General features: G+C 66.3%; 14 protein-coding genes. 6 read left to right on the top strand and 8 right to left on the bottom strand.

Features of this window, described 5'->3' with window-relative positions:
- Positions 1-43 precede the first annotated feature (43 nt).
- The 4 genes from AC731_RS09825 to AC731_RS09810 all read right to left on the bottom strand — a co-directional run bounded on the left by AC731_RS09825 (position 44) and on the right by AC731_RS09810 (position 4,478).
- Positions 44-1,858 (bottom strand): TRAP transporter large permease, encoded by a 1,815-nt coding sequence (locus AC731_RS09825; protein WP_048705676.1) that lies wholly within the window; start codon positions 1,856-1,858, stop codon positions 44-46.
- Positions 1,855-2,445 carry a TRAP transporter small permease subunit gene (locus AC731_RS09820; protein WP_048705671.1) on the bottom strand — a complete coding sequence of 197 codons (591 nt, stop codon included), beginning with the start codon at positions 2,443-2,445 and terminating at the stop codon, positions 1,855-1,857. The genes AC731_RS09825 and AC731_RS09820 overlap by 4 nt, the downstream gene beginning before the upstream one ends.
- A gap of 144 nt (positions 2,446-2,589) precedes the next feature.
- A complete protein-coding gene (locus tag AC731_RS09815) occupies positions 2,590-3,672 on the bottom strand; it encodes a TRAP transporter substrate-binding protein (protein ID WP_048705669.1) in 1,083 nt (360 codons plus the stop codon).
- A gap of 131 nt (positions 3,673-3,803) precedes the next feature.
- Entirely contained in the window at positions 3,804-4,478 is a 675-nt protein-coding gene (locus AC731_RS09810; protein WP_048705666.1) for a histidine phosphatase family protein, read from the bottom strand.
- Positions 4,479-4,610: 132 nt separating this feature from the next.
- Between AC731_RS09810 and AC731_RS09805 the strand changes: the two genes are divergently transcribed.
- Both AC731_RS09805 and AC731_RS09800 read left to right on the top strand, forming a co-directional pair.
- A complete protein-coding gene (locus tag AC731_RS09805) occupies positions 4,611-5,210 on the top strand; it encodes a TRAP transporter small permease subunit (protein ID WP_048705664.1) in 600 nt (199 codons plus the stop codon).
- Positions 5,207-6,844 carry a TRAP transporter large permease gene (locus AC731_RS09800; RefSeq protein WP_048705661.1) on the top strand — a complete coding sequence of 546 codons (1,638 nt, stop codon included), beginning with the start codon at positions 5,207-5,209 and terminating at the stop codon, positions 6,842-6,844. Before AC731_RS09805 ends, AC731_RS09800 begins: the two co-directional genes overlap by 4 nt.
- Positions 6,845-6,959: 115 nt before the next feature.
- Here the strand turns inward: AC731_RS09800 and AC731_RS09795 are convergent, their stop codons facing one another.
- Together AC731_RS09795 and pmbA are read right to left on the bottom strand one after the other, a co-directional pair.
- Positions 6,960-8,105, bottom strand: coding sequence for a TRAP transporter substrate-binding protein (locus tag AC731_RS09795; RefSeq protein WP_004291440.1), 1,146 nt, complete (start codon positions 8,103-8,105; stop codon positions 6,960-6,962).
- 107 nt (positions 8,106-8,212) lie between these two features.
- The gene (pmbA, locus tag AC731_RS09790) at positions 8,213-9,559 is read right to left on the bottom strand and encodes a metalloprotease PmbA (RefSeq protein WP_048705658.1); all 1,347 of its coding nucleotides are present in this window, start codon (positions 9,557-9,559) and stop codon (positions 8,213-8,215) included.
- 63 nt (positions 9,560-9,622) lie between these two features.
- On the opposite strand from pmbA, the gene yjgA reads away from it, so the two are divergent.
- The 3 genes from yjgA to AC731_RS09775 are packed head-to-tail and all read left to right on the top strand — an operon-like array spanning position 9,623 to position 12,026.
- Positions 9,623-10,234: a ribosome biogenesis factor YjgA gene (gene yjgA, locus AC731_RS09785; protein ID WP_048705655.1), complete on the top strand. Its 612-nt coding sequence runs from the start codon at positions 9,623-9,625 to the stop codon at positions 10,232-10,234.
- Positions 10,235-10,278: 44 nt separating this feature from the next.
- Positions 10,279-10,869 carry a molybdopterin adenylyltransferase gene (mog, locus tag AC731_RS09780; RefSeq protein ID WP_048705652.1) on the top strand — a complete coding sequence of 197 codons (591 nt, stop codon included), beginning with the start codon at positions 10,279-10,281 and terminating at the stop codon, positions 10,867-10,869.
- 5 nt (positions 10,870-10,874) lie between these two features.
- Positions 10,875-12,026, top strand: a complete 1,152-nt coding sequence (locus AC731_RS09775; protein WP_048705649.1) for a methyltransferase — start codon at positions 10,875-10,877, stop codon at positions 12,024-12,026.
- A 34-nt stretch (positions 12,027-12,060) separates the two neighbouring features.
- On the opposite strand, the gene AC731_RS09770 is transcribed toward AC731_RS09775, so the two are convergent.
- The gene (locus tag AC731_RS09770) at positions 12,061-12,741 is read right to left on the bottom strand and encodes a protein-methionine-sulfoxide reductase heme-binding subunit MsrQ (RefSeq protein WP_048705643.1); all 681 of its coding nucleotides are present in this window, start codon (positions 12,739-12,741) and stop codon (positions 12,061-12,063) included.
- 89 nt (positions 12,742-12,830) lie between these two features.
- On the bottom strand, positions 12,831-13,769 hold the full coding sequence (gene msrP / locus AC731_RS09765) for a protein-methionine-sulfoxide reductase catalytic subunit MsrP (RefSeq protein WP_048705640.1): 939 nt from the start codon (positions 13,767-13,769) through the stop codon (positions 12,831-12,833).
- A 172-nt stretch (positions 13,770-13,941) separates the two neighbouring features.
- On the opposite strand from msrP, the gene aroG reads away from it, so the two are divergent.
- Complete coding sequence (aroG, locus tag AC731_RS09760; protein ID WP_004291433.1) at positions 13,942-15,027, top strand: 3-deoxy-7-phosphoheptulonate synthase AroG; 1,086 nt, start codon at positions 13,942-13,944, stop codon at positions 15,025-15,027.
- Positions 15,028-15,045 lie beyond the last annotated feature (18 nt).

Below are 15,045 nucleotides of genomic sequence, written 5' to 3'. Positions count from 1 at the left end.
AGCGCGCGCCAAGGGGCGCGCGCTGCAGAAGGGCGGAGGAGGCTTACCAGCCGCGCTGGTTGGTGCCGAACCCTTCGCTGGATTGAGTGCCGCTGTCGGCGGGCGCTTGCCCGTCGGCGGGTGCGGGCTCGCTGGCCGCACCGCCGTCGTCGGCCGGTGCTGCGCCGCCACCGCCCCAGGTGTCGCTTTGCTGACCCCAGCCACCACCGCCTTCGCTGCCGCTCTGGACATTGATCTCGATGGTGTCGAGATCGACTTCGATCTTCTTGTCCAGGCCGAAGGTGACCAGGCCCGGGAAGGCGATCAGTGCTGCGACCATTGCGATCTGGATGATCACGAAGGGGATGGCGCCGCGATAGATGTCCATCGTCTTCACGCCGGCGATGCGCTTGTTCGTGATCCGGTCAAGGTAATCCTTGGCCGGTGCCACGCTGCGCAGGTAGAACAGCGCAAAGCCGAACGGCGGCGTAAGGAACGAGGTCTGCAGGTTCATTGCCAGCAGCACGCCGAACCACACCAGGTCGATCCCCATCTTGTCGGCCACCGGCGCCAGCAGCGGCACCAGGATGAATGCGATCTCGAAGAAGTCGATGAAGAAGCCGAGGATGAAGATGACCGTGTTGACGAAGACGAGGAAGCCGATCTCGCCGCCCGGCAGCTTGTCGAACAGGTGCTCGACCCAGATCTGGCCATCGACCGCGGTGAAGGTGAAGCTGAAGATGGTCGAGCCGATCAGGATGAACAGCACGAAGCAGGACAGGCGGGCCGTCGACTCCAGCGCGTGCTTGAGCAGCCCCATGTCGAGCTTGCCGCGCGCCCACGCCATGATCATGCCGCCGACCGCGCCCATCGCGCCGCCTTCGGTCGGCGTCGCGATGCCGAGAAAGATCGTGCCGAGCACCAGGAAGATCAGCGCCAGCGGCGGGATCAGCACGAAGGTCACGCGCTCGGTGATGCGCGACAGCAGGCCGAGACCAAGGGCCTTGTTGATCAGCGCGCCCACCAGCGCAAGCAGGGTGCCGCCCGTCAGTGCGATGACGATGGTTTCGTCCAGCGCGGGGGTGACGTCCTCGCCCTTGATCGCACTGAGGATGTCGCCGTAGCTTAGGCCGAATGCCATGGATACGGCGGATACAAGCAGGCCGAACACCACCAGCGAGCGGATCCCGGAGCTTCCGTCGGGCTGTCGGTAGGCGCGTGCCTCGGGCGGCAGCGCGGGCACCATCGTCGGCTTGAAAATGGCGAGGCCGATGATGAACAGGGCGTAGAGTCCGACGAGCACGAAGGCCGGGATGAAGGCGCCCTTGTACAGGTCGCCGACGCTGCGCCCGAGCTGGTCGGCCATGACGATCAGCACCAGTGAGGGCGGAATGATCTGTGCCAAGGTTCCCGACGCCGTGATTGCGCCGCTGGCGATCGCAGGGCTGTAGCCGTAGCGCAGCATGATCGGCAGCGAGATCAGGCCCATCGAGATCACCGATGCGGCAACGACGCCGGTGGTCGCCGCGAGCAGCGCGCCGACGAAGATCACTGCCAGCGCAAGTCCGCCACGGATGGGGCCGAACACCTGACCGACCGTGTCGAGCAGGTCCTCGGCCATGCCGCTGCGTTCGAGGATCAGGCCCATCAGGGTGAAGAAGGGAATCGCCAGCAGGGTGTCGTTCTGGATGATGCCGAAGACGCGCAGCGGCAGCGCCTGGAACAGGCTCGGCGGCAGGAGGCCGAGCTCCATGCCGAGGAAGCCGAACATCAGGCCGCAGGCGGCGAGCGAGAAGGCGACAGGGAAGCCGGTGAGCAGGAACAGGATGAGCGACCCGAACATCAGTTCGGGAATGTGGGCGGCGAAGAGTTCGATCATTTCTGCACCTCGCCCTTGGCCTCGTCATTGTGCGCGTGGGCTTCGTCGTGCCCGCCGTGCGCGCCGTGCAGCAGCGGGTTCGGCGCCTTGCCCTGCAGGAAAGCGAAGCGCTTGATGAGTTCGGAGATGGCTTGCAGCCCGAGCAGCGCAAAGCCGACCGGCACCAGGGCGTAGACAGGCCAGCGGATCAGGCCGCCGGCGTTGGACGAGACTTCGCCCGATTCGTAGGCGCCCTGCACGACGGGCCAGGCGAACTGGATCATGAACCAGCACATCGGCAGCAGGAAGATCAGGATGCCGGCGATATCGATGTACATGCGGGTGCGCATCGACAGCTTGCCCGCGATCACATCGATGCGGACGTGCGCGTTCTGCAGGAACGCATAGCCGGCGCCGAGCAGGAAGACGGCACCGAACAGGTACCACTGGATCTCGAGGAAGGCGTTCGAGCCGATGTTGAAGGCCTTTCGGGCGATGGCGTTGGCTGCGCTGATCAGCGTCGCTGCCAAGACTAGCCAGATGATGAACTTGCCGAAGAACCGGCTTACGGCATCGATGACACCGGAAATGCGAAGAAGGGCGTCCATTGGGGTGGCCTGGAACCTTTTGAGCACAAAAATGCCGAGCTGGGCGGGTGGCGCGCTCGGCGGAGAAATGCGGGTGTTGCAGAAACGAGTGGTGCAGAAACGACAACGCCGAGGACGACTGAGCGTCCTCGGCGGCAGGGCGGATTACAGCTTCTGGGCGGCCAGATACTGGGCGTAGTTGCCTTCGGCAACCGACTCCCACTGGACCTGGTCAGCCAGGAAGCGGCTGTAGTCGGGGTAGACCTTCTTCCAGTTCGGGTTCTTGTCGTTCAGTTCGGCATAGACTTCACGGGAGGCCTTGAACGCGGCATCCATGAAGTCCTTCGGGAAGCGCGACAGCTTGGCACCTTCGGCGATGAGCTGCTTGAGCGCAGTCGGGTTGCGGGCGTCGTAGCGCGCCTGGCATTCGAGGTGGGCTGCGCGGCTTGCCTGCTCGATGATGGCCTTGTACTCGGCCGACAGCCCGTTCCACTGCTTGTCGTTGATGTAGAGCGAGAACTGGGTGCTGCCCTCCCACCAGGCGGGGTAGTAGTAGTTTTGCGCAACCTTGTGCAGGCCCAGGCGCAGGTCGTCGTAGGGGCCGATCCACTCGGCCGCATCGATCGTGCCTTTCTCCAGGGCCTGGTAAATCTCGCCCGCGGCGATGTTCTGTGGCACGGCGCCAAGCTTGGCGAGCACGCGACCGCCGAAGCCGCCGACGCGGAACTTGAGGCCCTCGAAGTCCTTCACCGATTTGATTTCCTTGCGGTACCAGCCACCCATCTGCGCGCCGCTGTTACCCATCGGGAAGTTGACAATATTGAACTGCGCATAGAACTCGCGCAGCAGCTTCATGCCGTTGCCTGCGTACATCCACGCGCTCATCGCGCGCGAGGTCATGCCGAACGGGATCGTGCAGTCGAAGGCGAAGGTCTCGTCCTTGCCGAAGAAGTAGTAGGGCGCGGTGTGGGCGCACTCGATCGTGCCCTGCTGCACGGCGTCGACCACGCCGAAGGGGGGTACCAGTTCACCGCCCGGATGGACCGAGATCACGAACTTGCCGCCGGTCGCATCGGACACGTACTTGGAAAAGGCTTCGCTCGCCCCGAACACGGTTTCGAGCGACTTCGGGAAGCTGGAGGCCAGGCGCCAGCGGATCTGTTGCTGGGCGTGGACGATGGCCGGTGCGGTACCGGCCGCCAGAATGCCGGCCATGCCGGCGCCCTGCAGGAATTTACGACGCTCCACAGTGACTCCTTGTCTCGTGTGTTGAGGTGAATCGAAAATATGGATGGGATTATAGGTACCGCCGATTGGTGTCCGTAATCTACGGAAAACCCTAACAATGGCGACATCTGGCATTTTCTATTCCAACAGCATCAGGTGTCGGGCAGTTCGTCCAGCGCGCCCTGCAGATGGCTTTCGTCGGCCCAGGCGATCAATTTCCAGCTTCCGGCGGTGTGCTCGATCCAGTTCAGCGCCGCATTCGGAATCGGAAACTCGCGCGCGTTCTGCAGTGCCTGCCCGGTAGCCAGGCGATGCGCGATGTCGAGCACGCCGCCGTGGGTGACCACCACCACCGTTTCGCCGCCGTGCTCGCGGGCGATATCCTCGAGCGCCGCGTGCACGCGCGCGGCGAGCGTATTCAGGCTCTCGCCGTCGTCGGGCAGGGCAAAGTGCGGGTCGCGCGCCTTGAAGCGGCGGAAGTTCTCGGGGTGGCGGTGCTCGGCCTCATCGAAGGTCAGGCCCTGGAAGTGCCCGTAGTGGCGTTCGCGCAGGCGCGGGTCGTGCTTCGGCGGTAATGCGTGGGCGCGGGCGATCGCGGCGGCGGTCTGGCGTGCGCGCTCGAGGTCGCTGCTGTACAGCGCAGAAAAACGCAGACCGGCGTGCGCGAGGCTGCGCGCGGTGGCCTCCGCCTGGCTCAGGCCGGTGTCGTTGAGGGGAATGTCGATGTGGCCCTGCAGCCTGCGCTCCGTGTTCCAGGCAGTCTCGCCGTGGCGCACGAGGCAGACTCGGCATGTGTTGCTGGAGATTGGCGTTTGTTGTGATTTCATCGTTTCAAGACGACCGACGCTGCACGGGATCGTGCCCCGGTATGGAATAATTAGGCGTTTCTGATTTCTCATGTGCGCCCGTCGCGGGCGCCGGGACGGTTTTGCGCCGCCCTTCGTCGTGGAGTTTCCCCCGTGTCCTCTCTGCTGCGCTTATCCCGGTTGATCGACTGGATCAATGAACGGGTCGGCCGTAGCGTGATGTGGCTGGTACTGATCGCGGTCGTGATCAGCGCCGGCAACGCGCTCGTCCGCAAGCTGTTTAACACAAGTTCCAATGCCCTGCTCGAGATCCAGTGGTACCTGTTTGCGGCTATCTTCATGCTCGCCGCGGGCTACACCTTCCTGCGCAACGAGCACGTGCGCATCGACATCCTGACCAGCCGGCTGTCGCCGCGCGGGCAGAACATTGTCGACGTCATCGGCATCCTGTTCTTCCTGCTGCCGATGGCCGGCCTCATCCTGTGGCTGTCGTGGCCGATCGTGATGACCTCGGTGCAGTCGGGCGAGATGTCGCAGAACCCCGGCGGCCTGATCCGATGGCCGGTGAAGACGCTGCTGCCGGCCGGGTTGGCGCTGCTCGTGCTGCAAGCCCTCTCCGAGTTGATCAAGCGCATCGCCTTCCTGACGGGACACGGCCCCAACCCGCTGCGCAGGAAGTCGGCAGGAGCCGGGACCGAAGACCTCGTCGCCGCGATCAAGGCGCAGAGCGACAAGGGAGGGGCGGCGAAATGACCGAATTCATCATCGCAAACATGGCGCCGCTGATGTTCGCGTCCATGATCCTGTTCCTGCTGTTCGGCTTCCCGGTCGCGTTCGCGCTCGCCGCCAACGGCATCCTGTTCGGGCTCATCGGCATCGAGCTCGGGCTGCTGCACGGCGCGCTGTTCCAGGCGCTGCCCGAGCGCATCTTCGGCATCATGGCCAACGACACGCTGCTCGCCGTGCCCTTCTTCACCTTCATGGGGTTGATCCTCGAGCGCAGCGGCATGGCCGAGGACCTGCTCGACACCATCGGCCAGCTCTTCGGGCCGATCCGCGGCGGTCTCGCCTTCGCGGTGATCTTCGTCGGTGCGCTGCTGGCGGCGACCACCGGCGTGGTGGCGGCCTCGGTGATCTCGATGGGCCTGATCTCGCTGCCGATCATGATGCGCTACGGCTACGACCATCGGCTGGCCACCGGCGTCATCGCTGCCTCCGGCACGCTGGCGCAGATCATTCCGCCCTCGCTGGTGCTGATCGTGATGGCCGACCAGCTCGGCCGCAGCGTCGGCGACATGTACCAGGGCGCCTTGCTCCCCGGCCTGGTGCTGACCTCGATGTACGTCGCCTATGTCGCGCTGGTGGCGATCTTGCGGCCGTCCCACGCGCCTGCGATGCCGCTCGAGGCGCGCACGCTGCGCGAGGCCGACGGTTCGAGCGGCATGCGTTCGCTGACGGTGCTTGCCGGCGTGTCCGTGCTCGGGGCATGGCTGTTCGCGAGCCAGGTCTATCGTGCCGATGCGCCGCGCGACGAGGTCATCGTCGTGTCGTCCATGGTCGGCATCGGCATCGCCTTCGTCGTCGCGATGGTGAACCGCTTGTTCGGCGTCGGCCTGCTGTCGCGCATGGCCGAGCGCGTGACCTTCGTGCTCATCCCACCGCTCGGGCTGATCTTCCTGGTGCTCGGCACCATCTTCATCGGTGTCGCCACGCCGACCGAAGGCGGTGCCATGGGGGCGCTCGGTGCGGTGATCATGGCGGTGGCGCGCAAGCGGCTGTCGATGGGGTTGCTCAAGCAGGCGATGGACTCGACCACCAAGCTGTCGTGCTTCGTGCTCTTCATCCTGATCGGCTCGAGCGTGTTCGGCCTCACCTTCCGCGGCGTCAACGGCGACCTGTGGGTCGAGCATCTGATGACCTCGCTGCCCGGCGGCCAGACCGGCTTCCTGATCGCGGTGAACCTGCTGGTGTTCGTGCTTGCCTTCTTCCTCGATTACTTCGAGCTCGCGTTCATCATCGTGCCGCTGCTCGCGCCGGTGGCGGACAAGCTGGGCATCGACCTCATCTGGTTCGGCGTGCTGCTGGCGGTGAACATGCAGACTTCCTTCCTGCACCCGCCATTCGGCTTTGCGCTGTTCTTCCTGCGCTCGGTCGCATCGGAGAAGGTGAAGACGGCATCGATCTACTGGGGTGCCGTGCCCTTCCTGATCATTCAGCTGGTAGCGGTGGGCCTGATCATCGCCTTCCCGGGCATCGTCTCCTACGGCGACAAGAGCGCCAAGGCGGTACCGCAGGAAGAACTGAGGCTCGACCAGTTGTTGCCGGGCGGGGGTGGGGCGGCCGACCAGGACGCCAGCGACCTGCTGCGGCAACTTCAGGGCAACTGACGGGAGCTGCCGCAGGGTTGGGCGTAATGCGCCCGGCCCATGGTGCTTCGCGGCGCCAACAAAAAACCCGCGCATTGCGCGGGTTTTTTGTTGGGTCTGCCTGTGCGAAGCGTAATCAGCGCACCGACTGCATGAAGCGGTCGAAGCCCGCTTCCGCGACGCTGAACCAGGCGTTCTGCGACTTCCGGTACTGCTCGAACTCGGTGTAGATCTTGGCCCAGGCCGGGTTCTTGGCGGCCTCCTCGGCGTACAGCTCGCGCGACACGTCGTAGGCCTTCTTCATGATCTCGTTGGAGAAGTTCTGCAGCTTCACGCCCTGCGCCAGCAGGCGGGCGAGCGCCTGCGGGTTCTTGTGGTCGTACATCGCGGTCATCTGGATGTGCGCCTCGCGCGAGGCTGCGCGGAAGGCGGCCTGGTATTCCTTCGGCAGCTTGTCCCACTCGGCCTTGTTTACATAGAAGTGCACCACCGGGCCCGGCTCCCAGAAGCCCGGCGAGTAGTAGTGCGGCGCGACCTTGTAGAAGCCGAGCTTCTCGTCGTCATACGGGGCGACCCATTCGGCGGCATCGATCGTGCCCTTCTCGAGCGAGGGGTAGATGTCCGAACCGGCGATCTGCTGCGGGATCGCGCCCATGCGCGACAGGATCTCGCCACCGATGCCGGCGATGCGGATCTTCAGGCCCTTGATGTCTTCCAGGGTGTTGATCTGCTTGCGGTACCAGCCGCCCATCTGCACGCCGGTGTTGCCGCCGAGGAAGGAATACACGTTGTAGGCGCTGTAGAACTCGTCGAGCAGTTCCTGGCCGCCGCCGCCGATGATCCAGGCGTCCATCTGGCGGGCGTTGAGGCCGAAGGGCACCGCGGTGCCGAAGGCGAAGGTCTTGTCCTTGCCGACGTAGTAGTACGAGCACGAGTGGCACATCTCGACCGTGCCCTGCTGCACGGCGTCGAGCGCCTGCAGGCCGGGGACGATCTCGCCGGCCGGGAATACGCGGATGTCGAACTTGCCGCCGGTGATCTCGCGCAGACGATTGACGAGCAGTTCGGAGCTGCCGTAGAGCGTATCGATGCTCTTCGGGAAGCTCGAGGTCATGCGCCATTGGATCGATGGCAGGCCGGTTTGCACGGCGGGTGCGGCAGGCGCCGCGGGGGCTGTCGGCGCGGCCTGCTGCTGCTCGGTCTTGCCGCAGGCGGCGAGGCCGACTGCAGCGCCGGCAGCCAGGCCGACGCCGGCCTTCTTGAGGAATGAACGACGTTCCACGAGTTCTCCTTGCGGTTGCGTGTGAAATATTTGGAGATGATTATAGATCCCGCGCGGCCGACAGCACGAGGGCTGCCGCGCTTGGGGGCTGGATGCGGGCAGCTTCCTCAGCGCCCGGCCACCTTCATGCGTTCGATCAGCACCGAGCCGCACAGCTTGGCGCCGCGCGGCAGGGCATCGTTACCCACCGCGACGATGTTGCGGAACATGTCGCGCAGGTTGCCGGCGATGGTGATTTCTTCCACCGCGTGCTTGATCTTGCCCTTCTCGACCCAGAAGCCTGCCGCGCCGCGCGAATAATCGCCAGTGACATAGTTCACGCCGTGGCCGAGCAGCTCGGTCACGAGCAGTCCGCGTTCCATCTGCCTGACGAGGCCCGCCAGGTCCTTGTCGCCCGGCTTCACGATCAGGTTGTGCGAGCCCCCGGCGTTGCCGGTGGTCTGCAGGCCGAGCTTGCGCGCCGAATAGGTCGACAGGAAGTAGCCGTTGAGCACGCCGTCGGTGACGACCTCGCGCTCGCGGGTGGCGACGCCGTCGCTGTCGAAGGGGGAGGCGCCGAAGGCCTTCTTCTGGTGCGGTCGCTCGGCGATGCTCACCACCGGCGAGAACACCGGCTGGCCCAGGCTGTCGAGCAGGAAGCTCGACTTGCGATACAGCGAGCCGCCACTGACCGCCTGCACGAAGTTGCCGATCAGGGCCACCGCCAGCGGTGCCTCGAAGATGACCGGCACTTCGCAGGTGCGGATCTTCTTCGCGCCCAGGCGCGCCAGCGCGCGTTCACCCGCCAGGCGGCCGATGTCTTCCGGGCTCGCGAGGTCGGCCGGGTCGCGCCGCGAGTCGTACCAGTACTCGCGCTGCATGCCGTCGCCCTCGCCGGCGATCACCGAGCACGACAGGCCGTGGCGGGTCGTGGCGTAGCCGCCGATGAAGCCATGGCTGTTGGCCGAGACGAAATGCGATTGCTGGATCGAGGTGTTGGCGCCCTCGGAGTTGGTGATCTTCGCGTCCACCGCGAAGGCCGCATCCTCGCAACGCTGTGCCAGCGCGATGGCCTCGTTCACGTCGATCGTCCACGGGTGGAACAGGTCGAGGTCGGGCATGTCCTTCTCGCGCGCCATCAGCGCCGCGTCGGCCAGGCCGGCGCAGGGGTCCGGCGCAGTGAAGCGGGCGATGGACAGCGCGGCCTCGACCGTGGCCTTCAGTGCCTTCTTCGAGAAGTCCGAAGTGCTCGCATAGCCGCACTGCTGGCCGACATAGACCGTGACGCCCACGCCCTTGTCGCGGTTGTACTCGATCGTCTCGACCTCGCCCTTGCGCACCCCGACCGACTGGCCGAAGCCCTCCGACACGTCGGTCTCGCAGGCCGAGGCGCCACGCTTGCGGGCGTATCTGAGGATGTCGGTGGCGATTTCGCGCAGGTGCGCCTGGGAGAAGGAGAAGCCTTGATCGGACATGAGCGGGCGGGTGTCGGGCAAAGGCTATAATCTTAACCCGTTCAAGCCTCAAGCCCACCCGCAATGCGTTCAGATTCGCGCCACCACGGCCATCACGGCCACGATGAGGAAGACGACTTCATCGAACCGCCCAGCAAGAGCAGCCTCAAGCGCGAGATGCATGCGCTGCAGGATCTCGGCGAGCAGCTCGTCGCGCTGTCGCCCGAGCGCCTTAAGAAGGTGCCGCTGCCCGATTCCCTGTATGAGGCCGTCCGCGCCGCGCAGGGCTTCAGGATGGAAGCCCGCCGCCGCCAGATGCAGTACATCGGCAAGCTGCTGCGCAAGATCGACCCCGCGCCGATCCAGGCCCAGCTCGACATCTTCAGCGGCAACTCGGCCGCCGAAGTCGCGAAGATGCACCGCCTCGAGCGCCTGCGCGAGCAGCTGCTGGAGGACGACAGGACCCTCGGCACCATCGCCGAGACCTGGCCCGAGGCCGACCTGCAGTATCTGCGCACGCTGCGCCGCAATGCGCTCAAGGAGCGTGAGGCGGGCAAGCCGCCGAAGTCCTTCCGCGAGATCTTTCGCGTGCTGCGCGAGCTGCAGGAGGCGCAGGACGCCGCCGCCGAGGCGCAGGCGGGGGAAGGCGTTGACGAACACGAAGACGACGGCGAGAGCGGTGAACTGCGCGCCTGAGACCGCGTACCTCCCGTTCGACCTTTGATAGCGAGACTGAATCCATGAGCGAACACATCCGCATCGGCCTCGTGTCGATCAGCGACCGCGCCTCCGACGGCACATATGAAGACCAGGGCATTCCCGCGCTGAAGGACTGGCTCGGCAAGGCGCTGACCTCGCCCTGGTGCGCCGAGACCCGGCTGATCCCGGACGAGCGTCCGCTGATCGAGCGAACGCTGGTCGACCTCGTCGATACCGCCGGCTGCAACCTCGTGCTGACCACTGGCGGCACGGGCCCTGCGGTGCGCGACGTCACACCCGAGGCCACGCTCGCCATCGCCGACAAGGAGATGCCGGGCTTCGGCGAGGAGATGCGCCGCATCAGCCTCAACTTCGTGCCCACCGCCATCCTGTCGCGCCAGGTCGCGGTCATCCGCGGTCGCTGCCTGATCATCAACCTGCCGGGCCAGCCCAAGTCGATCCGCGAGACGCTCGAGGGAGTGCGCGACGCCGACGGCACTGTGCGCCACGTCGGCATCTTCGCCGCCGTGCCGTACTGCATCGACCTCATCGGCGGGCCTTACATCGAAACGGACGACGCTGTGATCAAGGCCTTCCGCCCCAAGCACGCGATCCGGCCGAAGCAGGCCTGACCGGCGTGAGCGAACAACCGCAGTTGCACTGGACCGAGGGCGACACCCCGCACGGCGCCGCCTGGCGTTCCGAGAACGGCCAGCCGGCCCCCAGACGGGTGGTCGTGGCCGACGACACGATGACGGCGGACGCTGCCTGGCGCCTGGCCTGCGAAGGCACGGCGCTGCTGTGGCGGGGCGACTATCACAACGCCCGCCAGCTGCTGCAGGCGATGGCGCGGCGTGCCGACCGTCGGCCGAAGAAGGGAGCCGACAAGGCGCGCCCGTTCGCCGAAAGCTTCCATCTGCACCGCATGGCGCAGGCGCAGCGCGCCCGCACGCTGGGCATGCTGCTGATCCCGGTCGAGGCGGGCGGACGCATCGCGCTGCGGCGGGCGCCCGAGGTGCGCGAGGCGCTGGCCGAAGCCTTCGGCGACGAGCACGCCGCCTTGCTGCAGGCGCCCTTCGTGCTTGCGCTGCGCGAGCTGCTGGGCCTGATCGGCGCGCACGAGTGGCGGCGCAAGGGCGTGATGGTGCCGGCGCTCGGCGACCGCATCCATCCCTGGTATGGCGTGTTCTCGCCGATCCGCGGCGAGTACCTCGACCTCATCGCGCGCGCGCCGCTGCCTTCAACGGCGCGGGCCTTCGACATCGGTGCCGGCACCGGCGTCATCGCCGCGCTGCTCGCGCGCCGCGGCGTGCAGCAGGTGGTCGCCACCGATCTGTCGCCGCGGGCGCTGGGCTGTGCGCGCGACAACCTCGCCCGCCTCGGGCTCGACGCTCGTGTCGAGGTGACCGAGGCCGACCTCTTTCCGCCGGGTCGTGCGCCCCTGGTGGTGTGCAATCCGCCCTGGGTGCCGGCCAAGCCGACCGCTGCGGTGGAGCAGGCGGTCTACGACCCCGACAGCCGCATGCTGCGCGGCTTCTTGAGCGGGCTGGCCGCGCACCTGGAGGAGGGCGGCGAGGGCTGGCTGATCCTGTCGGATCTCGCCGAGCATCTCGGCCTGCGCAGCCGAGACGAACTGCTTGGCTGGATCGAAGCCGCGGGACTGAAGGTCCTTGGCCGCGACGACATCCGCCCGCGCCACGGCAAGGCTGCGGACGAGACCGATCCGCTCTACAAGGCGCGCGCGGCCGAAATCACCTCGTTGTGGCGGCTGGGCGTGCGGGGCGCCTGAGGTGGCTTACTTGAGGCGGCCTACTTGAGTCGGTCTACTTCGGCACGATGCGGATGACCGGCCGCTCGAGATGCTTGGCTGGCGGCGGCACCGACAGCTGACGCCGCCGTTCGAGTTCGCGCCACCAGGCGCGCAGGCCGAGCAGCACCGCCAGGATCAGCGCATAGACGAGCGGTTCGAGCAGGTCGGCCTTCACCAGCCACCAGAAATGCACCACGCCGAGGATGGCGATCGCGTAGCTCGAGCGGTGGAGGGATTGCCAGCGCCGGCCACCCAGCTTGCGGATGGCGAAACTGTTCGAGGTCGCCGCGAGCGGGATCAGCAGCACGAAGGCGGCGAATCCCACGGTGATGAAGGGGCGCTCGAGGATGTCGTTGGCGATCGCCTGCCAGTCGAAGAACTGGTCCAGCCAGAGGTAGGTCGTCAGGTGCGCTGCGCCATAGGCAAAGGCGAAGAGCCCGAGCATGCGGCGCAGGCGCAGCAGCCAGTGCAGGCCGGTGTAGCGGCGCAGCGGGGTGACGGCGAGCGTGATCAGCAGGAAGCGCAGCGTCCATTCGCCGCTGGCGCGGGTGATGGTCTCGATCGGGTTGGCGCCGAGGGCGTCCTCGTACCACCCGAGCGCGAGGTTCAGGGCAGGCAGCAGGCAGATCAGGAAGACGACCGCCTTGATCAGGGCAATCTGCGCGCCGGAGGGCGCGCGCAGGAAAGTGGGCATTGCGGGAGACGCTCTATCGTGTGGTTGCGGGCTGCATTGTCCGCGCCGGGCAGCCGTTCGCAAGCCTGCCGGCACGGCGGTCGCGGGGGTCAGTAATCCTTGCGCAGGTCCATGCCCTGGTACAGCGATGCGACCTGTTCACCGTAGCCGTTGAACATCAATGTCTGGCGCTTGCGGATCTCGCCGATGCGGCGCTCGGTGGCCTGGCTCCAGCGCGGGTGCGACACCTCGGGGTTCACGTTGGAGTAGAAACCGTATTCGTGTGGCGCCGCGCGGTTCCAGGCCGTCGGCGGCTGCTTCTCGGTGAGGCGGATCGTCACGATCGACTTTGCGCTCTTGAAGCCGTACTTCCAGGGCACGACCAGACGGATCGGCGCACCGTTCTGGTTGGGCAGCACCTCGCCGTACAGGCCGACGGCGAGGATCGTCAGCGGATGCAGGGCTTCGTCCAGGCGCAGGCCCTCGCCGTAGGGCCAGGCCAGCACCGGGCGGCGCAGCATGATCTCGGGGTCGTAGTGGGTCAGGAACTCGACGTACTTCGCGCTGCCCTGCGGTTCGACCGCCTTCAGCAGCGCCGCGAGCGGGAAGCCGACCCACGGGATCACCATCGACCAGCCCTCGACGCAGCGCAGGCGGTAGATGCGCTCTTCCAGCGGGGCGAGCTTGAGTAGTTCGTCGATGTCGAAGGTGCGCGGCTTGCCGACCAGGCCCTCGACCTTCACCGTCCACGGGCGGGTCGCCATCCGGTGCGCGTACTGCACCGGATCGCCCTTGTCGGTCCCGAACTCGTAGAAGTTGTTGTAGGTGGTGACCGACTTGAGGTTCGTCAGCGGCTCGGTGGTGCTGAGCGGCGACGCCACGGTCGACAGCTTGTTCGCTGCGCGGGCTTCGCCGCCCAGGCCGTGCCAGAGCGCCGCGCCTGCCGCGAGGCCGAGTCCGCTGCGGACCATGAACTGGCGACGTTGTTCGAAAAGCGTGCGAGGAGTGATCTCGGAAGGAACGATGTCTGAGGGGCGGTGTATAAGCATGGCAGATGTGCCTGGCGTGTGGTTGGCAGGAAAAACGATGAAACCGTACGAACAGACGCTGAAACCGCCGGTCGGTTCAGCCTATAAGTGTTATTACGAGGTCGCAGGGCGGGGTGGTGGCGATTTCAGCTAGAATCGCGCGCTACCCCTAGTCATGACGCAGAGTTTCGACATGCCCGCTTCGAACAAGATCCACATCGACGATGTCCGCATCCAGGAGATCAAGGAGCTCGTGCCGCCTTCCCACGTGCTGCGCGAGTTCCCGGCTACGCCGAAGGCGGCCGAAGTCGCGTTCGAGGCACGCCAGTCGATCCACCGCATCCTGTACGGCGCGGACGACCGCCTGCTGGTCGTGATCGGCCCCTGTTCGATCCACGATCCGGAAGCCGCGATGGCGTACGCCGGCAAGCTCAAGGCCGAGGCCGAGCGCCTGAAAGACGACCTGCTCGTCGTGATGCGCGTCTACTTCGAGAAGCCGCGCACCACCGTGGGCTGGAAGGGCCTGATCAACGATCCCGGCCTCGACAACAGCTACCGCATCAACGACGGCGTGCGTCTGGCGCGCAAGCTCCTGTGGGAGATCAACGAGCTGGGCCTGCCGGCGGGCACCGAGTTCCTCGACATGATCACGCCGCAGTACATCGGCGACCTGATCTCCTGGGGCGCGATCGGCGCTCGCACCACCGAGAGCCAGGTGCACCGCGAGCTCGCTTCCGGCCTGTCCTGCCCGGTCGGCTTCAAGAACGGCACCGACGGCAACGTGCGCATCGCGGTCGATGCCATCAAGGCCGCGCAGTCGCCGCACCATTTCCTGTCGGTGACCAAGGCCGGCCACTCGGCCATCGTGTCGACCCGCGGCAACGAGGACTGCCACGTCATCCTGCGCGGTGGCAAGGCCCCGAACTACGATGCCGCCAGCGTCGACACCGCGTGCAAGGAGCTCGCCGCCAGCGGCGTGCAGGGCAAGGTGATGATCGACTTCTCGCATGCCAACAGCCGCAAGCAGCACCGCCTGCAGATCGAGGTGGCGAACGACGTCGCCGCGCAGATGGCGGCGGGCGAGGACCGCATCATCGGCGTGATGGTCGAGTCCCACCTCAAGGAAGGGCGCCAGGATCTGGTGCCGGGCAAGGCGCTCGAGTACGGCAAGAGCATCACCGACGCCTGCATCGGCTGGGAAGACAGCCTGCTGGTGCTCGACACCCTGGCCGAAGGCGTGCGTCAGCGCCGCGTGAAGCGCGCGGCGCAGTTCGAGTGAGCGCGACGCACGCCACCC

Origin of the sequence: Thauera humireducens (assembly GCF_001051995.2) — a bacterium.
Classification (GTDB): Bacteria; Pseudomonadota; Gammaproteobacteria; order Burkholderiales; family Rhodocyclaceae; genus Thauera; species Thauera humireducens.
The sequence above is the reverse complement of the archived record's forward strand: the minus strand, read 5'-3'. Positions and strand labels throughout refer to the sequence as shown.